Below are 22,369 nucleotides of genomic sequence, written 5' to 3' on the forward strand. Positions count from 1 at the left end.
GCAGAGAATTTATCAGTCGCTTTCTTCCAGACAAAGCTGTATTTATTGGCATTGGCTTCAATCTTAGTACCGTCAATATAGAGACAGTCTAGAGTAACTAAATCCGCCATCTTGAGACGAAGATTTAGTTCGATGAATAACTCTCTGATTAAGTTTTCCATTTCTTTGGCCACACGGAAGCGATTAATGGTTCGATAACTAACGACCAGTTGACCAGTCAGATACTGCATAGCCATGTTTTCCAACATTAATTTTTCAATTTTGCGACCAGAGAAGACTCCTTGAGTATAAGCGAACAAGAGAGCAGATAATAACAATTTAGGGTGATAAGAAGGACGACCAAAGGTGGAGTAAAAGTCAGTAAAACAATTTTCTTCCAAATCATTTACCACTTTTTCGATAGTAAAGACAATATGGTCTGGTGGCAAGAAACAGGCAATTTCTATTGGTAAAGTTGTTTGATTTGTGTTATAGTGAATATGCATGAGGTAGCCTTTCTAAAGTGTTTTTAGACAATTCTATTTTATCAAGACTATCGCAACCATGCAAAAAGCAACGGCAAAAACCGTTGCTTTTTTGTTATAGTCGTGTAGACTTTTGTCCCAGACTCTTTTCTTTTTTTGCGGTAAGACAGAAATCTATGAGAATTCTCAATTTTTTGGTTTATTTTTAATAAAGATACTTTTCTAATGTGGTTGGGACGACAGCGACTCACTGCGTGATTCCATGCCTAAATCTTGAGCCTAAGGTCTCAAGATTTCCGAGCGTTTGGCTAAATTGAAGATAGCCAAACACTACACCACGATTGAAAAGTATCTTTATAATTTAATTTGCTATTTTTAAAGTTTTATTTTAAAAATAATAAAAAGAAAAAATAGATAAATAAACAAGATTCTGTTTTATAACTTAAAAAAGTGACATCCTAAAAAATCAAAGTGATATAATTATTTAAAAAAACAAAGGAATTCAAAATTATGGGATTATTTAATATAGGAAAGCCAAAAGATGTAACATTAGAATTAAAAATTGAAAATTTAAAAAGAGAGATTGATCAGAAAAAACAAGAGTTAAATATTTTAAAACAAGAAATTGCAATTGCGAATGATGAACTTGGCTTTCAAGAATATGGATTTTTTGAAAGACAGTATAAATTTAGTGATTCAATAAAATTTAAAGGTGAATTGGAAAGTCTAAGACTTACTCAAAAAACTATGGTTAAAGATGGTGTTGCTGGTAAAATAACCTCACCTCTAACATTTAATAACAGTGTAAAAAAAGGTGAAGCTATTCAAAAACAAATGATTAAAGCGGCAATAAGAGGTTTTAATGGAGAATGTGATGCACTTTTGGTTAAAGTGACTCCTACAAATTTAGAAAACAAAAGAAAAGCAATGCAAAGATCTTTTGATCAATTAAACAAGATGTATTCAAAAAATTTTATAGAAATTACCAATTCTTATCTGGAGCTGAAATTTAAGGAATTACAACTTGCTGTTGAATTTGAGTTAAAAAAACAAGAAGAAAAAGAAATTTTAAGAGAAGAACGAGAAAAAGAAAAGGAGGATAAAAAATTACAAGCAGAAATTGCTAGAAAGAGAAAAGAACTAGAAAAGGATCGTACTCATTTTAAACAAATGATTAATAATGTGTCTGAAATGCTAAAAAATGCTCAACCAGATGAAGTGTCTCAATTGAAATTTCAACTAGTAGAATACCAAGCTAAATTATCTGAATTAGATGAAATCGAAGAAGATATTGATTATAGGGAAGGTCACGCTACAGCAGGATATGTATACGTAATCTCGAATATTGGTTCTTTCGGAGAAAATGTATACAAAATTGGTGTCACAAGGCGATTAGAGCCATTAGATAGAATTAGAGAACTTAGTAGTGCATCTGTTCCTTTCCAATTTGATGTTCATGCATTGGTATTTAGTGAACAGGCATTTGCTTTAGAAAGTGAGATACATACTGAACTTTCACAATTTAGAGTCAATAAAGTAAATGGTAGGAAAGAATACTTCAATGTTCCATTTAGTATGATACAAAATATTTTAGATAGTCATAAAGAACTAACTATTGAACTAATTGAAAATGCAGAGGCGTTCGAGTATCGTCAAGGATTGATTAAAGGAAATTAATATGAAAAGTATATATATTAATGATTTCAATTATAAGTTTCATTAACTCATCAGAAAAAAAGACGTGAATTATATCAAATTGACAAAAAAATATTTAAATAATGTTAACAATTTTTCAGATGATAAATTATCAACTAGAGAAAGTATTCTTTTGGGGTTTTTGGAGTATTATCTTCAATAGCATTTATCGATTTAATTTATTGATATTAATAATTCAGTTTACGAAACGATTGATACAATTGTTGTTCCATTTAAAAAATTGAATAACCTAAATGATTTATTAAGTAATAACATATTACAAAAGATTTTGTATAAAAGAATTGATATATTTCATACTTAAGATGCTTTTCTATAGTGGTGATAGTGGCATGTTACTAAATAAGCCACTCGGATATCTTGAGACTATTTAGGCTCAAGATATAGGCATGGAATCACGAAGTGAGTCGTTGTCGTCCGAAACAACTATAGAAAAGCATAGAAAAGTGAACACTCATTCTTTATCAATACTCTTTGCGGTAAGACAGAAATCTAGTATTTTTTTAAAAATTAAAAAAGCTTGGAAAAATTCCAAGCTTTTCAGTTACCGTTTAGGACTTTTGAAAAGCGTCTGTCTGGGACGAACCAGATAATGGCTACGGTAATATAGCAAGCGATGGATAAATAGGATGAAACAAAACTGAGGATGATAGCTAAGCTATAGAAGAATGCTGATAATTTTCCTTTTTTGTCACTTCCTACTTCTTGGAGTTCTTCTAATTTTGCTTCGCTGAGGTTGACCACTTGCCTTTGGAGGTAGATATAGGCAAAGGCTGTTAAGAGTAGGACAATCCCATAGAACATGGCTGGTAATTGTTCTTTATAAAAATGGCTGAGCCAAGCTGTTGAGAATGGGATTAGGGACATAAAGAAGAGCCATATCATATTTCCCCATAGGACTTTGGCGTTGGTTTTAGTTATGCTTGATAATAAATGGTGGTGGTTGTTCCAATAGATAGCTATATAGGCATAGCTTAAGAGATAGGCTAAAAGCTTTGGTAGAACTGCAAGTAAACTTGCTAGTTGATAGGATTCAGGTACTTTGAGTTCCAAAATCATGATGGTGATAATAATGGCTAAGACACCATCACTAAAGGCTTCTAATCGTGAACTTTTCATTTTTTCCTTCTGCCCAAAATCACTAGGGACTTTTCTTTTTGATTTATTCTACCATAACCTGTCTAGTCAGCCTAGTTAATTGCTTTTTTTCAAGCGAAAGCTCTTTTTTTCTCATGTTAATTGTGCTACAATATTAAAGTTGCCATGCAACCCTTGGTGCTTAGTTCCCTTTCGCCAAGCATATTACAAACGCTCAAAGATGAGATAACTTGAGCGTCAAAGGAGAAAACATGAAATCTTATACTGTCCGTGACTATGTTCACATTGCTTTAGTGGCTGCTCTTTACGTGGTTTTAACTATTACACCACCTCTCAATGCTATCTCTTATGGAATGTACCAATTTAGAGTATCTGAGATGTTAAACTTTCTTGCTTTTTATAACAAGAAATACATTACTGCCGTGACCATCGGTTGTATGATTGCAAACTTTTATAGTTTCGGAATCATCGATGTCTTTGTCGGCGGAGCTTCAACCCTTATCTTTGTAAGTCTAGGTGTTTATCTATTTAGCAAATATAAAAATGAATACCTGTTTAATGGTCAAATCAATAAAGCCTTCTTTTACTTTTCACTCTTTTTTGCAGCATCAATGATTACTGTTGCTATTGAATTATACTTTGTGGCAAAATTACCATTATTAATGACATGGTTCACCACAGGAGTTGGAGAATTTGCTTCCTTGATTATTGGTTCTATTATTATCGATAAGCTGTCAAAAAGTATGGATTTAAGTCTTTAAAAATCATAAAAAACATTTAAAATCTTCGAATGAATATTTGAAGGTTTTTTTCGTGTAAAGTAAAAGACCTAAACATGCAATTTGAAGGAAATGTGATAAAATAAAAGTATGGAAAAAAGAATAATTGAGCTGACTAAGCTCTTAAATCAGTACCGACAAGAATATTATACCAATGATGCACCCTCAGTATCTGATCAAGAGTATGATAAATTGTATCATGAGCTCTTAGACTTAGAAAAAGCTTATCCAGAATTGATTCAAAAAGATAGCCCGACACAAGGTGTTGGCGGGCTTATTTTGTCTGGTTTTGAAAAATACCAACATCCCTATCCCCTATACAGTTTGCAAGATGCTTTCTCGCATGACGAATTATTGGCTTTTGATCGTCGGGTTAAGGCGGAATTTCCTCAAGTTCAATATGTTGCTGAGTTAAAAATTGATGGTTTATCCATTTCTTTAAGCTATGAAGCAGGTCAACTGGTAACAGGGGCAACGCGTGGCGACGGCACTGTTGGTGAAAATATTACTGAAAATATTAAAAAAATAAAAGACATACCTCATAAGCTGAAGCAAGCTATTGATATTACAGTTCGTGGCGAAGCTTATATGTCACGACAGTCTTTCTTAACCATTAATCAGGAAAGGCAAGAAAATGGGGAGCCAGAATTTGCTAATCCGCGTAATGCAGCTGCGGGTACCTTACGGCAATTAGATACATCAATTGTAGCTAAGCGAAATCTTGCAAGTTTTCTTTATCAAGAAGCCAGCCCTAGTCAAGAAGTCAGCCAAGTAGGAGTACTTGATAAACTTGCTAACTTAGGATTTGCGGTAAACAGACGTCGTTTGTTATCATCGTCAATGGATGAGATTTGGGATTTTATTCAAGAAATTGAAGCTGAACGAGATCAGTTAGCTTATGATATTGATGGTATTGTTATTAAGGTAGCAGACCTGGCCATGCAAGAGGAACTTGGTTTTACCATAAAAGCTCCTCGTTGGGCCATTGCCTATAAGTTTCCTGCAGAAGAAAAAGAAGCTGAAATTCTTTCCGTTGATTGGACTATTGGTCGGACAGGTGTTGTCACCCCAACAGCTAATTTAACACCTGTTCAATTAGCTGGAACAACTGTCAGTCGTGCGACTCTCCATAATGTTGATTATATCGCTCAAAAGGATATTCGCGTAGGTGATACGGTCATCGTTTATAAAGCTGGGGACATTATTCCGGCTGTTTTACGTGTCGTCACTGATAAGAGAGCAGACCAAGTTCCAATGGAAATACCAAGTCTTTGTCCTTCTTGTCAAAGTCCGCTAACGCATTTGGAAGAAGAAGTGGCTTTGCGTTGTATTAATCCCCTTTGTCCAAGCTTGATTCAGCGTAGCTTAGAGCATTTTGCTAGTCGTAATGCCATGAATATTACGGGCTTAGGACCTGCTGTTGTTGAGAAACTCTTTGCGGCTAACTTGATTAAGGATGTTGCTGATATTTATCGACTTAGTCTTGAAAATCTCTTGTCTCTAGAGGGTGTGAAAGAAAAGTCAGCTGAAAAATTGCTGAATGCCATTGCTATTTCCAAAGAAAATTCAGCAGATAAGTTACTCTTTGGCTTAGGGATTCGCCACGTTGGAGCAAAAGCTTCAAGACTTCTTTTAGAAAGATTTGGTGATATTGAGACCATGGCAAGTTCTGATGAAGAAGAGATAGCCAAGATAGATGGTCTAGGGCATGTCGTTGCTAATTCTTTGGCCCAGTATTTTGCTAAGCCAGAAGCTAGTATCTTATTGTCAGAGTTGAAGTCCCAAGGTGTGAATTTGTCTTTCCTTGGTCAAAAAGTTGATCAGTCAGCCGCCTTATATGGCATGACAGTTGTTTTGACTGGTAAGCTTGAGTCACTGGGTCGTAACGAGGCTAAGACTAAATTGGAGCGTTAGGTGCCAAAGTAACTTCTAGTGTCTCTAAGAAAACGGATTTGGTAATCGCTGGCTCTGATGCTGGTTCTAAATTGGATAAGGCAAGGCAATTGGGTGTCCGTGTCGAGGACGAACAATGGTTGCTTGATTTGTAATAATGAGGTAAGGAATGAAAAAAGTGAAAAGAGCGAGATTGATTTACAATCCCACATCAGGTCAGGAAATCATGAAAAAAAATGTCGCTGATGTATTGGATATTTTGGAAGGCTATGGCTATGAAACATCAGCATTTCAGACGACTGCTGAACCTAAATCAGCTCATAATGAAGCTAGAAGAGTTGCTGAAACAGGAGTTGATTTGATTATTGCTGCTGGTGGTGATGGGACTATCAACGAAGTTGTTTCAGGAATTGCTCCCTTGAAGAAGCGTCCTAAAATGGCTATTATTCCTACGGGAACGACAAATGATTTTGCCAGAGCTTTAAAAATTCCACGTGGTAATCCTATTAAAGCAGCCCGATTGATTGGGAAAAATCAAACGATTAATATGGATATTGGTAAAGCGCGTGAGGATTCTTACTTTATCAATATTGCGGCAGCGGGTTCCCTTACAGAATTAACCTATAGTGTTCCAAGTCAGTTGAAAACAATGTTTGGTTATTTAGCCTACTTGGCTAAAGGGGTTGAATTGTTACCACGTGTTAAAAACGTACCGGTAAAAATCACCCATGACGATGGTGTTTTCGAAGGGAAAGTATCAATGATATTCGCGGCTATTACCAATTCAGTTGGCGGTTTTGAAATGATTGCCCCGGATGCGAAATTAGATGACGGTATGTTCACCTTAATTTTAGTTAAAACAGCTAACCTCTTTGAAATTGTACATCTTTTAAGACTGGTTCTAGATGGTGGTAAACATGTTAACGACCGTCGAATTGAATACATTAAAACGAGCAGGATTGAAATTGAACCAAAATCATTAAGTAAAATGATGATTAATTTAGATGGTGAATATGGTGGAGATGCTCCAATTGTTATTGAGAATCTCAAAAATCATATTACTTTCTTTGCTAATACTGACTTAATTTCAGATGATGCTTATAGCTTGGATGAAGATGAACCAGAAATTGAAGAAATTGCTCAAAAATTCGCCCATGAGGTAGAAGACATGGAAGAAAAGAATGGAGGAATTCCAGACTAATGAAAAATGCAGTAACGGTGCACTTTCATTCAAGGCAGGGTAATTATTTTGACTTTAGTTTATGGCAATGGCGGGATGGTAAATTAGGTAAAGATGCTAGTTTTGATCGCTTTGATAGTTTTGGTATTGTTGCCAATCTAGAATATGAGGCTCCTTATTTCCTTAGTCATGCTTATGTGATTATCAAAAAACAGCATTGGCAGTATAAGACTAAGGATTTCCGCATTGAACGGTCTTATGGTCTTCCTAAGACTGAGGTTTGGTTGGTGGATGGAGATGATACCGTCTATTATTCTCGTCAGGCCGCAACTAGTAGTCATTTCTACAAAAATCGTAAAGCGCATGCTTTTGACATGGCTGTTAATAGTAAGGCTTTTGATAAAAAGTGGGGTTTTGCTGGATGGCTTGGCTATTCTTATCAAAAAGAAGAAACCACTTTTCGTCTATGGGCACCAACTGCTTTATCGGTTGATTTGATTTTATTTTCTTCAACGGATGAAAATGCCAGTGTTGCTGCAGTTTACCCGATGTCTAGAGGTAAGCAAGTTAATGAGCATGACCATAGTAAAAATACGCATGGTCTTTGGGAAATTGCTTTGGAAGATGATTTCAATTTTCAAGCTTATCATTATCGGGTTCACTATCGAAAGCGGACTTTCCGGGATACGCGCGATCCCTATACTATTGCGACGACTGCTAAAGGGAAGCGGTCAATTGTCATTGCTAATGTGGATTTAAGACCTAGTGATTTCCAAGTTAGGCAAAGAGAAGAAGCAACTTGGCGATTAGATAATCCCAATCAAGCTGTGATTTATGAAATGCATGTTCGTGATTTTTCCATGTCAGAATCGTCAGGTGTAGCTCCAGAAAATCGTGGAAAATATCTAGCCTTGATAGAGACTGGAACCAAAAATGCTTATGGTGATGCAACTGGTTTTGATTATATCAAGAACCTAGGTGTAACACATATCCAATTACAACCAATATTTGACCATCATCAAACCTTTACTGAGGATGGTGATTATGCTTATAATTGGGGTTATGACCCAGAAAATTACAATGTTCCAGAAGCAAGTTTTAGTTCCAATCCCCATAATCCAACTCGAAGAATACATGAATTAAAAAAAGTAATCCAAGCTTACCATGATGCCGGTATTAATGTCATTATGGATGTGGTATACAATCATACGTATTCATCACGTGATTCGGCCTTTCAATTGAGTGTTCCAGATTATTATTATCGGATGAACCCGGATGGTTCCTTCCAAGACGGCTCTGGCTGTGGCAACGAAACAGCTAGTGAAAAGGAAATGTTCCGAAAATATATGATTGATTCCTTACTCTATTGGGTCAATGAATACAATATTGATGGTTTCCGTTTTGATTTAATGGGTTTACATGATGTTGAAACTATGAATCAAGTTCGCAAAGCACTTGATGCCGTCGATCCAAGAATCCTCATCTATGGTGAAGGTTGGGATATGGGGACAGGTTTATTGCCAGAAGAAAAGGCCAAGAAAGCTAACGCTGCTAAAATGCCAAGAATCGGTTTCTTTAATGATGACCAAAGAAATGCTATTAAAGGAGCGGAAGTCTATGGTAGTCTTGAAAGTGGCTTTGCTTCAGGAGCTGGAAGTGAAGATATTGTTGCTAAAGCCTTTCTAGGTAGTGATGAGATTATCCCTTATTTAAGTCCAGATCAAGTGGTTAATTATGTTGAAGCACATGATAATTATAATCTTAATGATTTATTTTGGGCTTTGAATCCAAATGATTCTCAAGTAGTTCATAGGAAACGTGTTCAATTAGCAACAGCTATGAATATTTTGACTCAAGGTCTTTCTTTTATGCAAATTGGACAGGAATTTTTACGAACAAAACGGGTAGCTAGTGGTGAAAATGGGACATACACTCAAGAAGACTTGGAAAGAGCCATGAATTCCTATAATGCGCCTGATTCTGTAAACCAGGTTGATTGGAATTTAGTTACCAAAGAAGCAGAAACAGTAGATTTTGTCAGTCAGTTGATTGCTTTAAAGACGAAAACAAATTATTTTTCATACCCAACATTTGAAGATATTCGCAAACATGTTTATATTGAATCTGCTCAAAAAGATACGGGCTACATCAGCTATACTATAGATGATTTGCGGAAATACCAAATTATTTTCACTTGTTTCAGTAAACGTTTGCAAACAGACCCTCAAAGTGCTATAATTGTAACAAATGATAAGCGCTTTCAAATTGAGAATGAAAACATTGATCAGTTGGCAGCATTGATCCTTGATATCAAAAAGTAACCTGAATTTTCAGGTTACTTTTTGTTTTATTAAATTTCTAACTTATTATTTAGAAAATTAGAGAAGGGGAAGTGATGGATAAGGAATTAGCTTTATATACATTTGGTCTAGGAGAAAATTACCGCATTCAAGATTATTTTGGTGTACATGAAACGGTAATGGATGGCCATAAGGGGTTTGTATTTAGAGTTTGGGCACCAAATGCTGAGGCAGTTTTTTTAATTGGAGATTTCACAGATTGGTCTCATAATAAACTTGCCATGGAGAGAAATGAAGCTGGTGTTTGGGAGATTTTTACAGATTTACCTCAAATTGGTCAAATCTATAAATACCTCATTAGACGTCAAGGTGGACAAGAAATTGAGAAGTTAGACCCGGTTGCTATTCGTTTTGAGAATAGACCTGGAACTGGCGCGATTGTCCAGCCACTAGCGGATAAGAAATGGAAGGATGCTTTATGGATGGCAAGGCGGAAACGCTTTGGATTTAAAGAGCGACCTATTTCAATCTACGAAATGCATGCCAACTCGTGGAAAAAAGATGATGATGGAAGGCCATATCAATTTAAAGAACTAAAAGAACATTTGATTCCTTACTTGAAACAAATGCATTACACCCATGTTGAATTCATGCCTCTAATGTCTCATCCATTAGGGATGAGTTGGGGATATCAACTAATGGCTTATTTTGGTTTTGAAACAACTTATGGTAGTCCTGAAGATTTTCAAGATTTTGTCGAAGAGTGTCATCTCAATAATATTGGAGTTCTAGTTGATTGGGTACCAGGTCACTTTACACAAAATGATGATGCTTTAGCCTATTATGATGGGACGCCAACATATGAATACCAAGACCCTGATAGGGCTCGTAATTTTGGTTGGGGTGCTCTCAATTTTGATCTTGGAAAAAATCAAGTTCAATCTTACTTAATTTCGAGTGCTCTCTATTGGATTGAAACTTTTCATATAGATGGTATCCGCGTTGATGCAGTTAGTAATATGCTCTATCTTGATTATGATCAGGGACCTTGGCAACCAAATCATTTAGGTGGTAATCATAATTTGGAGGCTATTGCCTTTTTACAAAAACTAAACCAAGTCATCAAAAAAGACCATCCTGATGTCATGATGGTTGCTGAAGAAGCTACATCTGAAATTCCAATTACAAAACCGATAGTTAAAGGTGGCTTAGGTTTTGATTATAAATGGAATATGGGATGGATGAATGATATCTTGAAGTTTTATGAAATGGATCCATATGATCGTAAGTTTCATTTTAACCTATTAACCTTTAGTTTTATGTATTGCTTCAATGAAAACTTTATTCTGCCATTTTCACATGATGAAGTTGTTCATGGGAAAAAAAGTTTAATGCATAAAATGTGGGGAGATCGCTACAATCAATTTGCTGGATTAAGGACACTTTTAACCTATCAAATCTGTCACCCTGGAAAAAAATTACTCTTTATGGGTTCGGAATTTGGTCAGTTTCTTGAGTGGAAATTTGACGATCAATTGGTTTGGAATAATTTAGAAGATGAATTAAATCAGAAAATGCAGTCTTTCACGTCATTATTAAATCAATTTTATCAAGAGCATAATATGTTATGGCAAAATGATCATAACTATGATGGGATTGAGATTATTGATGCTGATAATTCATTAGAATCTGTTTTATCTTTTACCCGAAAAAATAATAAAGGTGATTACCTACTTTGTGTCTTTAATATGACACCAGTAGAAAGACAAAATTTTAAGGTAGGTATTCCGCAAGCGGGAATTTATCAAGAAATTTGGAATACTGAAATGGAAAATTTCGGCGGTGTTTGGAAAGAGCATAATCCAATAACTGAGAGTCAAAAAGAAGTTTGGAAAGACTATCAAAATACCCTCACTTTCACCTTACCTGCCTTAGGGGCAAGTATTTGGAAAATCAAAAGAAGAAAAAAATAAGTAGTTCGGTAGTTATGATATAGTTGCATTGGTCAAAAGACCAAGAAAGGAAAGTTTATGAAAAATGAAATGTTAGCTCTCATTTTAGCTGGTGGTCAAGGGACCCGTTTAGGGAAACTTACACAAAGTATCGCAAAACCAGCTGTTCAATTTGGAGGACGCTATCGGATTATCGATTTTGCATTATCAAATTGTGCTAATTCTGGTATTGATAATGTTGGGGTTATCACTCAGTATGAGCCTTTAGCCTTGAATAATCATATTGGTAATGGCTCTTCATGGGGGTTGGAAGGAATTGATAGAGGGGCAACTATTTTGCAACCTTATTCTGCCACAGAAGGCAATCGTTGGTTCCAAGGAACTAGCCACGCTATTTATCAAAATATTGATTATATTGATTCTATTAATCCAGAATATGTTCTTATTCTTTCTGGGGACCATATTTACAAAATGGATTATGATGAGATGCTCCAAACTCATAAAGACAACTTAGCCAGCCTGACAGTTGCGGTTTTAGACGTTCCTTTAAAAGAAGCTAGTCGTTTTGGCATCATGAATACTGATACTAATGATCGGATTGTTGAATTTGAAGAAAAACCAGAAAATCCAAAATCAACAAAAGCTTCGATGGGGATCTATATTTTTAATTGGCAAAGACTTAGAAGCATGTTAGTTGATGCTGAAAAAAATAATATCGATATGTCAGACTTCGGTTCAAATGTCATCCCTGCTTATTTAGAAGCTGGTGAACGCGTTTATACATACAATTTCCAAGGCTACTGGAAAGACGTCGGTACTATTGAATCCTTATGGGAAGCAAACATGGAATATATAGCTGAAAACAACGCCTTGGATAGTCGTAACCGTTCTTGGAAAATCTATTCTAAAAACCATATTGCGCCACCAAACTTTATTTCAGAGCATTCAGAAGTTAAAGATTCGCTCATCGTCGATGGCTGTTTTGTAACTGGGAAAGTTGAGCACTCAATTCTTTCAGCAAATGTTCATATGAAACAGGGTGCAGAAGTTAAAGACTCCTTTATCATGTCTGGAGCAATCATTGGTGAGCGTGCAAAGATAAACCGTGCAATAATTGGTGAGGGTGCAGTTATTGGAAATGATGTGGTCATTGATGGTACCGATGAGATTCAAGTAATTGGTTATAACGAAGTAGTGGGGGTTTCAAATGAAGATTGATAAATATTCAGCGATTTTAGGGAGTGCAATTGGTTTTCCAGAAATGGGTGGTTTAACAGATAAACGTCCTTTAGCCAACTTGCCATTTGACGGTAAATACCGTCTAATCGACTTCCACCTTTCAAATCTTGCTAATGCTGGTGTTAAAAGTATTTATGGTATTTTCCGTGCTGAAAATATTCGTTCAGTCTTTGACCATGTTCGTAGTGGACGTGAATGGGGTCTAAATTCTCTTTTAAGTCATTATTTCCTTGGTTTTTATGACACTAAAGAAAATTCCAAAGAGACTGATGCTGACTATTACGAGCAAATTCTAACATACCTCAGACGGTCTGGCTCTGACCAAACCATCTATATGAGTTGTGATATTTTGTGTAATATTGAACTTGACCAGGTTATTCACCTCCATAATGCAAATAAACGTAATATTACTGTTGTTTATAAAAAGACTCCAGTTGAATCTATCTCACCAGAAAATGATATTTTAGAAATTGATGAAACGGATACCGTAGTTGGCCGTAGTCATGTTAGTGAAAAAGAAGGTATTGAAAAAATGTCTGCTGGTATTTACATTGTGAATACAGACTGGTTGATTTCTAAAATGGAAATTGAAACGCAAAAGGAACATCCGCAAAAATTGCGTTTCTTGCTTCGTGATTTAACAGTAAATGAAGGGGCCTTGGCCTTTGAATATACTGGTTATATGGCCAATATCCATTCTATTAAATCTTATTATGATGCTAATATGGATATGTTGGATCCTCTTAAATTCTATTCATTACTATACTCTAATCAAAAAGTATACACACGCGTTAAAAATGAGGAAGCTACTTATTTCGCTGAGGAGTCAGAAGTAAATAATTCACAATTCGCCTCTGGTAGTGTCGTAAAAGGAACTGTGAATCATTCCATTATTTCACGTAACTGTCATTTAGAGCTTGATTCAAAAATTAGCCATTCTATTGTCTCACCAAAAGTCACTATTGGTGAGGGAGCTGTTGTTGAATACGCAATTGTTGATAAATCAGTTAAAGTTGCTCCAGGTGTTGTTATCCGAGGAACAAAAGAAAATCCGATTGTTGTTCCTAAAGGAAGTCATGTAGTAGAGGATATGATTAAATGAAAATATTATTTGTCGCAGCAGAGGGAGCACCTTTTGCAAAGACAGGAGGCTTAGGTGATGTCATTGGAGCATTACCTAAATCTCTTGTAAAACACGGCAATCAAGTTGCTGTCATTCTGCCATATTACGATATGATTGATCACAAGTTTGGAGATCAAGTCGAAGATGTTTTATATTTTTACACGCAAGTAGGTTGGAGACGTCAATATGTAGGTATCAAAAAGATTGTCAAAGATCAAGTTAGTTTTTACTTTATTGATAATCGGGATTATTTCTTTAGAGGTCATGTTTATGGCGATTGGGATGATGGTGAACGGTTTGCTTTCTTCCAATTAGCAGCACTTGAAGCTATGGAAAAAATTGATTTTATTCCCGATATCCTTCATGTTCATGATTATCATACAGCTATGATTCCTTATCTAGTAAGGGAAAAATATGCTTGGGTAAATGCTTATCGCAATATCAAAACAATCTTTACTATCCACAATATTGAATTCCAAGGTCAATTTGGACCAGATATGTTAGGTGACCTCTTTGGTGTGGGGAGTGAACGTTACGAAGATGGCACATTGCGTTGGAATAATTGTTTAAACTGGATGAAAGCGGCCGTTTTGTATTCTGACAAAGTGACAACCGTTTCACCGTCTTATGCTCATGAGATTCAAACTCCTGCATTTGGGAAAGGTTTAGATCATGTGATGCGGATGGAAGCTGGAAAATTAAGTGGTGTGGTCAATGGGATTGATACAGATTTGTTCAACCCTGAAAATGACCCTTTTCTACCTCATCCATTTTCTGTTGATGATTTAGATGGGAAAACGATTAACAAAAGAGCCTTGCAAGAAAGATTAGGCTTACCTGTTAAGGAAGATGTTCCTTTAATTGGTATTGTTTCTCGTCTGACAGATCAGAAAGGCTTTGATTTGGTTGTATCTGAACTTGAAAGCTTGATGCAATTAGATATTCAAATGGTTGTTCTAGGAACTGGCTACCAACAATATGAAGAAGCCTTCTCATGGTTTGCCCAACAATATCCTGAAAAGTTATCAGCAAATATCACTTTTGACCTAGGATTGGCTCAGATGATTTATGGAGCCTGCGATCTTTTCTTAATGCCAAGTGCTTTCGAACCATGTGGCTTATCGCAAATGATGGCAATGCGTTATGGTACTTTGCCAATTGTTCATGAAATCGGCGGACTAAAAGATACTGTCCAGGCATACAATACCTTTGAAAAAACAGGTACTGGATTTACCTTTAATCATTTTTCAGGTTATTGGATGACTCAAACAATTCTTTCTGCCTTGGAACTTTACTATCATAATCACAGCGACTGGCGAATGCTGCAAAAAAATGCCATGACTCAAGATTTCTCTTGGGATACTGCAAGTTTAGCTTATCTGACTCTTTACGAGTACCTGATGAATCATTATTAAGAGGGAAAAATGAAAGTCACAAAAGAACAATTTATTCGTGATTTTAAGGATACCTTACACGAAGAACAACTAATCAAAGTCCCTGTAGCGACAGACACAGAACTCTTTGTTGCCTTAGCTAAATTGATTAGAAAATATTACACTAATACTTGGATTAGTCGCAATAAAGCATTAACCGAAGAAAAAGCAAAAGTTGCTTACTATTTCTCAATTGAATTTCTGCCAGGTCGAATGCTTGAAACCAACCTCTTAAATTTAGGTATCTTAGATACAGCCAAAGAAGCTTTTGCGGAATTAGATGTTGATTTTGATGCCGTTAAGTCTGCTGAGCATGATATGGCTTTGGGGAATGGTGGCCTTGGTCGTCTTGCTGCGGCTTTTATGGACTCGCTAGCGACGACCGGTTACCCAGGCTTTGGTAATGGCTTACGCTATCAATATGGATTATTTAAGCAGCGCATCGTTGATGGCTACCAGGTAGAATTGCCTGATTCCTGGTTCGGGTCAACCGGTAATGTCTGGGAAGTCCGTAAAGATCATGACATTGTGGATGTTAAGTTATATGGTAACGTCTATTTAAAATCAAATGCAGAAGGCAAATTAGTCCCTGTTTATGAAGGCGCACAAATTCTTAAGGCAGTGCCTTACGATGTGCCTCAGATTGGCTTTGAAAATGATGTTATCAATAATCTTCGCCTTTGGGATGTGGAAATTCCCCAAGAAAATGAATTAGATTATCCAACAATCGAGTCAAGACGTGCTATTCAAGATATTACAGCTGTCCTTTATCCGGATGATAGTAGTTATGAGGGCAAACGACTCAGACTCATTCAAGAATACTTCATGACCAGTGCTGGTTTGCAGACGATCATTAAGTCCTATTTAAAACAAGGCTTACCACTGGAAGATATCTACAAAAAAGTATCTGTCCATATTAATGACACGCATCCGGCAGTAGCACCAGCTGAATTTATGCGACTTTTGATTGATGATTATAATTTAGAATGGTTAGATGCTTGGCAAGCAACCATTAAGACAATGTCTTATACCAATCATACGATTCTGTCTGAAGCCTTGGAAAAATGGGATGCTGAACTTTTCAAAACAGTATTGCCACGTGTCTATCAAATCATTCTTGAAATTGATAACCGTTTTGTGGCAGAACAGGCTCAAAAAGGTGTAGCTCCTGAAATCATTGAAAATACGCGTATCGTTAAAGATAATATGATTCACATGGCTCACTTAGCTATTATAGGTGGTCATTCAGTTAATGGTGTAGCTAAACTCCATACAGAACTCTTGAAAGAAGATACACTTAAAGATTTTTACTATCTCTACCCGGAAAAATTCAATAATAAGACCAATGGGATTGTTCAAAGACGCTGGACTCAAATTGCAGCACCTGAATTGTCAAAAACCATTGACCAAGTTATTGGAAAAGAATGGCGTAAAGATATTCATCTATTACGGAACTTACAGGACTATGTCGGTGATGATCAAGTATTAGAGGATTTCTATCAAGTTAAACAAGTAGCTAAAGAACGTTTAGCAAAATACATCTACCAAACCACTGGTCAAGAGGTTTCCACAGATGCTATATTTGACGTTCAAGTCAAACGACTACACGCCTATAAACGGCAGTTGTTAAATGTTCTTCATATCATCAAACGTTACCTAGATTTGAAAGAGAATCCTGATTTGGATGTTGTACCACGCGTCTTTATCTTTGGGGCAAAAGCTGCGCCGGGCTATCATTTTGCCAAGTCAGTCATTAAAGTTATTAATGAACTGGCCAACCTGATTAACAAGGATGCTACCCTAAAAGGTAAACTCAAAGTCATATTCCTTGAGAATTACAATGTTAGTCTGGCAGAATTAATTATTCCTGCAGCTGATGTGTCAGAACAGATTTCACTTGCTTCTAAAGAGGCCTCTGGTACTTCAAATATGAAATTCATGATGACTGGTGCCATTACCTTAGCAACCTTAGATGGTGCCAATATTGAAATCAAAGATGAAGTCGGGGATGAGAATATTGTTATTTTTGGTATGGATAAGGATCAAGTCTACGATCATTATGCTAAACATGACTATTTCTCACGCGGTTTATATGAATCTAATCCAATGATTCGCCGTATTGTTGATAGCTTTGTCAATGGTATAATTCCAAATTGCCAAAGCGAAGGTATGGAAATTTATGAAGCTTTGATTACCCACAATGATGATTACTTCTTGTTAGAAGACTTAGAATCATATATTGAAGCGCAACGAAAAATTGATGATCTCTATCGTAATCGCCAAAAATGGATGCAGATGAGTTTAATCAATATCGCGACATCTGATAAATTCACCTCAGATGATACCATTCGCGAATATGCCAAAGAAATTTGGCACTTGGAAAGTTAAATATTTTGAAACTTTTAACCTATAGAGAGAGAAAGATGACTTGCTCTCTTATTTTTCACAAACTTTGTAATATTCTTTTTTTATTGGTATAATAGTATTGTTAAGCTATCCGATTTTTTAAGAATACACAAACTTGAAAAACCTTGTTGGATAAAGGTTAGTAAAGGTTTAAGAAAGCGTAAACAGTTTTCAGAAATTAGTTGACATTCTTAATTTTAAGGAATAGAATAGCAAAGTAAAAAATTTTTTAAGGAGAATTCAATTATGAATACGTTTTTCGCTTTAGTACTTGCCTGCATGGGTGTAACTTTATCTGAGGGTTTCATTCTAGGATCATTATTTAAATCTGCAGCACGTCAACCAGAAATTATTGGTGATCTTCGTTCATTGTTAATCTTAGGGATTGCCTTTATTGAGGGTACTTTCTTCGTAACACTTGCAATGGCATTTGTATTAAAATAAAAAAATACGATGCTTCAAAATCCTAACCATAATATCAATGGTTAGAATAGGCAATTTGCCTGTTATGAAGGAAGGAGGGAAAAAGGTTGGAAGAACATACTCCAACGCTAACTCTAGGTCCAGTAACCTTTAATTTAACCCTGCTTGCTATGTGTGTCATTATCATTGCAGTAATCTTTTCTTTTGTTTATTCAACAAGTCGTAATATGACTTTGAAACCAAAAGGAAAACAAACCATCTTAGAGTTTATTTTGGATTTTGTTTCCAGTGTTACAGATGAACATATTGAAAAACCATTTCGGAAACAATATTCCTTATTCTTTTTCTGTCTTTTTCTATTTGTCATGGTTGCAAATAACTTAGGTTTAATGACTAAGATTGAAACCACACATAAAATGAATCTTTGGACGTCACCAACAGCTAATGTTGGTTTCGATATTGCTTTGGCTTTATTAATTGCGATAATTTGTCATGTTGAAGGTATCCGACAAAGGGGTATTAAAGCATACTTAAAACGTTTTATCACGCCGGCAATTATGACTCCAATGCATTTACTTGAAGAAGTAACAAATGTCTTATCATTAGCTTTACGTTTATACGGTAATATTTTTGCTGGTGAAGTCGTAATGGGTCTGATTATAAAAATGTTAGAATCCAATGCAGCCTGGTTTCCAGTCACATTAGTATTGAATATGGTTTGGACACTATTTTCAATCTTTATTTCGTGTATTCAGGCATATGTTTTGACGAAACTTTCTTCAATGTATCTTGGAAAAAAAGTAAATGAGGAAGAAGAATAAGAAAGGAGAACCGTAATGGAATTAACAGTAGGTGAACTTATTGGGAATTTTATTTTAGTAACGGGTTCAATTCTTGTTTTGTATCTTTTACTAAAAAAATTCGCTTGGGGATCAATTACAAATATTCTCGATGAGAGAGCAGCAAAAATCTCTAATGATATTGATCGTGCTGAAGAAGCTCGAATTGAGGCAGAAGATTTAGCTCAAAAAAGAGCAGTTGAGTTAAGTGGTGCTAAGCAAGAAGCTAATCAAATCATCACTGATGCCAAAGAACTTAGTCAAGCAAAAGGTGATCAAATCGTTGCCGAAGCTAATGATGAAGCAAATCGTTTGAAAGAAAAAGCACATATCGATATTGAAAATAGCAAAAATGACGCTATTTCAAGTGTTAAATCTGAAATGACAGACTTATCAGTACTTTTGGCGGAGAAGATTATGGGTACTAAACTTGATAAGGAAGCACAAAGCAAACTTATTGATACCTATCTTGATGAATTAGGAGAAGCCTAATGACCAAAAAAGAACAGGCGCTTGTTGCACAATATGCTAAAAGCCTTGTTGAGGTTGCTGTTGAACGTGATAGCCTTGAATCTGTTAAAAGTGAACTTTTAACATTATTGGATATTTTTAAAACAACAGATCTTGATCAGTCATTATCAAGTTTAGCTGTTTCGCAAGCTGAAAAAGCACAATTAATTGGGTTACTGAAAAATACGAGTTCAGTATATGTCAACAATTTACTTGAAGTTATTTTAGTCAATCAGCGTGAAGCTTTCTTATACGAAATCTTGAAAGAAGCTGTTCGAAAAATAGAACAAGTAACAAATGAATATGATGTAAAAGTTATATCTGCAATTCCTCTTACTGAGGAACAGAAATCACGTATCCAATCCCTTGTTGCCCAAAAATTAGGGATGAAAACAAGTCGATTAATCGAAGTTATTGATGAGAATATTATTGGTGGCTTTATTATTCAAGTTAATAATAAGGTTATTGATACTAGCGTTCGTCAACAATTACGTGAATTTAAAATGAAATTAAAATAGAAAGTGGTGTGACTTTTGGCAATTAATGCACAAGAAATTAGCGCTTTAATAAAAAAGCAAATTGAGAACTTCCAGCCAAATTTCGATGTCACAGAAACTGGAACTGTTACCTATATCGGTGATGGTATTGCTCGTGCCCGTGGCTTAGATAATGCATGAGTGGAGAACTTCTTGAATTTTCAAACGGTGCTTTTGGGATGGCCCAAAACTTGGAAACCAACGATATTGGTATTATCATCTTAGGTGATTTTTCAACCATTCGTGAGGGTGACCTTGTTAAGCGTACCGGTAAAATCATGGAAGTCCCAGTAGGTGAAGCTCTTATTGGACGTGTTGTAAACCCACTTGGCCAACCTGTCGATGGTTTAGGTGACATTGCTACAACTGGTTTTAGACCAGTAGAAGCTGTTGCACCAGGTGTTATGCAACGTAAATCCGTTTCTGAACCCCTTCAAACTGGTCTTAAAGCTATTGATGCTTTAGTACCAATTGGTCGTGGTCAGCGTGAGTTGATTATCGGTGACCGTCAAACTGGTAAAACAGCAGTTGCTATTGATGCTATCTTGAACCAAAAAGGTCAAGATATGATCTGTATTTATGTAGCAATTGGACAAAAAGAATCAACTGTTCGTACGCAAGTTGAAACTTTGAGAAAAAATGGTGCTCTTGATTACACAATTGTTGTAACAGCATCAGCTTCTCAACCTTCTCCATTACTATTTATTGCCCCTTATGCGGGTGTTGCAATGGCAGAAGAATTTATGTATCAAGGTAAACACGTCTTAATCGTTTATGATGATTTATCAAAACAAGCCGTTGCTTACCGTGAGCTATCATTGCTATTACGTCGTCCTCCAGGTCGTGAAGCTTATCCAGGGGATGTTTTCTACCTACATAGTCGTTTGTTAGAGCGTTCAGCAAAGGTTTCCGATGCACTAGGTGGTGGTTCAATTACAGCATTACCATTCATTGAAACACAAGCAGGTGATATCTCAGCCTATATTGCAACAAATGTTATCTCTATTACAGATGGCCAAATTTTCTTACAAGAAGACCTCTTTAACTCAGGTATTCGTCCGGCTATTGATGCGGGATCTTCGGTATCACGGGTAGGTGGTTCTGCACAAATTAAAGCAATGAAAAAAGTTGCTGGTACATTACGTCTTGATTTGGCGTCATACCGTGAGTTAGAAGCCTTTACACAGTTTGGTTCTGATTTAGATGCGGCTACACAGGCTAAATTAAACCGTGGTCGTCGTACTGTTGAAATCTTGAAACAACCATTGCATAAACCACTTCCTGTTGAAAAACAAGTCGTTATTCTTTATGCTTTGACTCATGGTTTCTTGGATGATGTTCCTGTAAATGATATTCTTGCCTTCGAAGAAGCCTTGTATGATTACTTTGATATGCATTATAGTGGCCTTTTTGAAACAATTCGTACGACAAAAGACCTTCCTGATGAGAATGAATTAAATGATGCCATAAAAGCATTTAAGGCTCAAACACATTTTGAATAATAGGGGAGGGATTTCAGTATGGCAGGCTCTCTAAGTGAAATTAAAGCAAAAATTGTTTCAACTGAGAAAACAAGTAAAATTACAAGTGCCATGCGGATGGTTTCTTCAGCAAAACTTGTTAAATCTGAACAAGCTGCGCGTGATTTTCAAATTTATGCCTCTAAAATTCGTCAAATAACAACGGACTTTTTGAAAGCCGAATTATCTGGTGGAACTTCAAGTAATCCTATGTTGGTTTCAAGACCCGTTAAAAAAACCGGTTATATTGTCATTACATCAGACAAAGGTTTAGTCGGTGGCTATAACTCAAAAATCTTGAAATCAATTATGGAAATGGTTGAAGAATATCACCAAGATGGTGATTATGCCATTATTTCGATTGGTAGTGTAGGAACAGACTTTTTCAAAGCCAGAGGAATGAATGTCGCTTTTGAATTAAGAGGGTTGGCAGATCAACCAACTTTTGAGGAAGTTGCTAAAATCATTTCACAATCCGTTGATATGTACCAAAATGAAATTTTTGATGAATTATATGTTTGTTACAATCACCATGTCAACAGCTTAACAAGTCAGGTCCGTGTTCAACAAATGCTTCCTATTTCTGATTTGGTTGCTGAAGAAGCAACTGATGATGGTGTACTAGGATTTGAACTAGAACCTGATCGTGATACCATTTTAAATCAATTACTCCCACAGTTTACAGAAAGTTTAATATACGGAGCTATTATTGATGCAAAAACAGCCGAGCACGCTGCGGGAATGACCGCCATGCAAACGGCAACGGATAATGCAAAAAATGTTATCAGTGACTTAACCATTCAATATAATCGCGCTCGTCAAGCTGCAATTACCCAAGAAATTACGGAAATTGTCGCTGGAGCAAATGCATTAGAATAAATAGTTTTTAAGGTAATTCTTTTGCTATTTAGGCATGTCATTTATTAAAACACCCATAAACATTGGCTCAAAAGAGTCACTT

General features: G+C 36.0%; 16 protein-coding genes, 2 pseudogenes and 1 riboswitch. Of the genes and pseudogenes, 16 read left to right on the top strand and 2 right to left on the bottom strand.

Annotation, left to right across the window (positions count from 1 at the left end; translation table 11 throughout):
* Positions 1–485, bottom strand: a 485-nt coding sequence (locus tag AT575_RS02260) for a transposase (protein WP_245871423.1), incomplete at its 3' end; no start/stop codon positions are given.
* Between the two features lie 489 nt (positions 486–974).
* Here AT575_RS02260 and AT575_RS02265 point away from each other — a divergent pair.
* The gene (locus AT575_RS02265) at positions 975–2,141 is read left to right on the top strand and encodes an SNIPE associated domain-containing protein (RefSeq protein WP_102776973.1); all 1,167 of its coding nucleotides are present in this window, start codon (positions 975–977) and stop codon (positions 2,139–2,141) included.
* Positions 2,142–2,717: 576 nt separating this feature from the next.
* On the opposite strand, the gene AT575_RS02270 is transcribed toward AT575_RS02265, so the two are convergent.
* Positions 2,718–3,296, bottom strand: coding sequence for a TMEM175 family protein (locus AT575_RS02270; protein WP_102776974.1), 579 nt, complete (start codon positions 3,294–3,296; stop codon positions 2,718–2,720).
* Between the two features lie 121 nt (positions 3,297–3,417).
* A riboswitch (PreQ1 riboswitch) is annotated at positions 3,418–3,529 on the top strand.
* Between AT575_RS02270 and AT575_RS02275 the strand changes: the two genes are divergently transcribed.
* From AT575_RS02275 to AT575_RS02345, 15 genes and pseudogenes are all read left to right on the top strand, one after another.
* A complete protein-coding gene (locus tag AT575_RS02275; RefSeq protein WP_102776975.1) occupies positions 3,527–4,036 on the top strand; it encodes a QueT transporter family protein in 510 nt (169 codons plus the stop codon). It overlaps the preceding riboswitch by 3 nt.
* Positions 4,037–4,144: 108 nt before the next feature.
* Positions 4,145–6,102 (top strand): annotated as a pseudogene (gene ligA, locus AT575_RS02280) (NAD-dependent DNA ligase LigA).
* A 14-nt stretch (positions 6,103–6,116) separates the two neighbouring features.
* Positions 6,117–7,148 (top strand): diacylglycerol kinase family lipid kinase, encoded by a 1,032-nt coding sequence (locus AT575_RS02285; protein WP_102776976.1) that lies wholly within the window; start codon positions 6,117–6,119, stop codon positions 7,146–7,148.
* Complete coding sequence (gene pulA, locus AT575_RS02290; RefSeq protein WP_102776977.1) at positions 7,148–9,448, top strand: type I pullulanase; 2,301 nt, start codon at positions 7,148–7,150, stop codon at positions 9,446–9,448. The genes AT575_RS02285 and pulA overlap by 1 nt, the downstream gene beginning before the upstream one ends.
* Before the next feature lie 74 nt (positions 9,449–9,522).
* Positions 9,523–11,400: a 1,4-alpha-glucan branching protein GlgB gene (gene glgB, locus AT575_RS02295; protein WP_102776978.1), complete on the top strand. Its 1,878-nt coding sequence runs from the start codon at positions 9,523–9,525 to the stop codon at positions 11,398–11,400.
* Positions 11,401–11,457: 57 nt separating this feature from the next.
* On the top strand, positions 11,458–12,597 hold the full coding sequence (locus AT575_RS02300) for a glucose-1-phosphate adenylyltransferase (protein WP_102776979.1): 1,140 nt from the start codon (positions 11,458–11,460) through the stop codon (positions 12,595–12,597).
* Complete coding sequence (glgD, locus tag AT575_RS02305; protein WP_102776980.1) at positions 12,587–13,720, top strand: glucose-1-phosphate adenylyltransferase subunit GlgD; 1,134 nt, start codon at positions 12,587–12,589, stop codon at positions 13,718–13,720. The genes AT575_RS02300 and glgD overlap by 11 nt, the downstream gene beginning before the upstream one ends.
* Positions 13,717–15,156 carry a glycogen synthase GlgA gene (glgA, locus tag AT575_RS02310; protein ID WP_102776981.1) on the top strand — a complete coding sequence of 480 codons (1,440 nt, stop codon included), beginning with the start codon at positions 13,717–13,719 and terminating at the stop codon, positions 15,154–15,156. Before glgD ends, glgA begins: the two co-directional genes overlap by 4 nt.
* Positions 15,157–15,165: 9 nt before the next feature.
* Positions 15,166–17,562 carry a glycogen/starch/alpha-glucan phosphorylase gene (locus AT575_RS02315; protein WP_102776982.1) on the top strand — a complete coding sequence of 799 codons (2,397 nt, stop codon included), beginning with the start codon at positions 15,166–15,168 and terminating at the stop codon, positions 17,560–17,562.
* A gap of 264 nt (positions 17,563–17,826) precedes the next feature.
* Positions 17,827–18,024: a F0F1 ATP synthase subunit C gene (locus AT575_RS02320; RefSeq protein ID WP_102776983.1), complete on the top strand. Its 198-nt coding sequence runs from the start codon at positions 17,827–17,829 to the stop codon at positions 18,022–18,024.
* An 86-nt stretch (positions 18,025–18,110) separates the two neighbouring features.
* Positions 18,111–18,824 carry a F0F1 ATP synthase subunit A gene (gene atpB, locus AT575_RS02325; protein ID WP_102776984.1) on the top strand — a complete coding sequence of 238 codons (714 nt, stop codon included), beginning with the start codon at positions 18,111–18,113 and terminating at the stop codon, positions 18,822–18,824.
* A 15-nt stretch (positions 18,825–18,839) separates the two neighbouring features.
* Positions 18,840–19,334: a F0F1 ATP synthase subunit B gene (atpF, locus tag AT575_RS02330; RefSeq protein ID WP_102776985.1), complete on the top strand. Its 495-nt coding sequence runs from the start codon at positions 18,840–18,842 to the stop codon at positions 19,332–19,334.
* Positions 19,334–19,870 (top strand): F0F1 ATP synthase subunit delta, encoded by a 537-nt coding sequence (locus tag AT575_RS02335; RefSeq protein WP_102776986.1) that lies wholly within the window; start codon positions 19,334–19,336, stop codon positions 19,868–19,870. The genes atpF and AT575_RS02335 overlap by 1 nt, the downstream gene beginning before the upstream one ends.
* 15 nt (positions 19,871–19,885) lie before the next feature.
* Positions 19,886–21,390: pseudogene (gene atpA, locus AT575_RS02340) on the top strand (F0F1 ATP synthase subunit alpha).
* Between the two features lie 18 nt (positions 21,391–21,408).
* Positions 21,409–22,287, top strand: a complete 879-nt coding sequence (locus tag AT575_RS02345) for a F0F1 ATP synthase subunit gamma (RefSeq protein ID WP_102776987.1) — start codon at positions 21,409–21,411, stop codon at positions 22,285–22,287.
* The last annotated feature ends 82 nt before the right edge of the window (positions 22,288–22,369 follow it).

It is taken from the genome of Streptococcus penaeicida (genome assembly GCF_002887775.1).
Lineage (GTDB): Bacteria > Bacillota > Bacilli > Lactobacillales > Streptococcaceae > Streptococcus > Streptococcus penaeicida.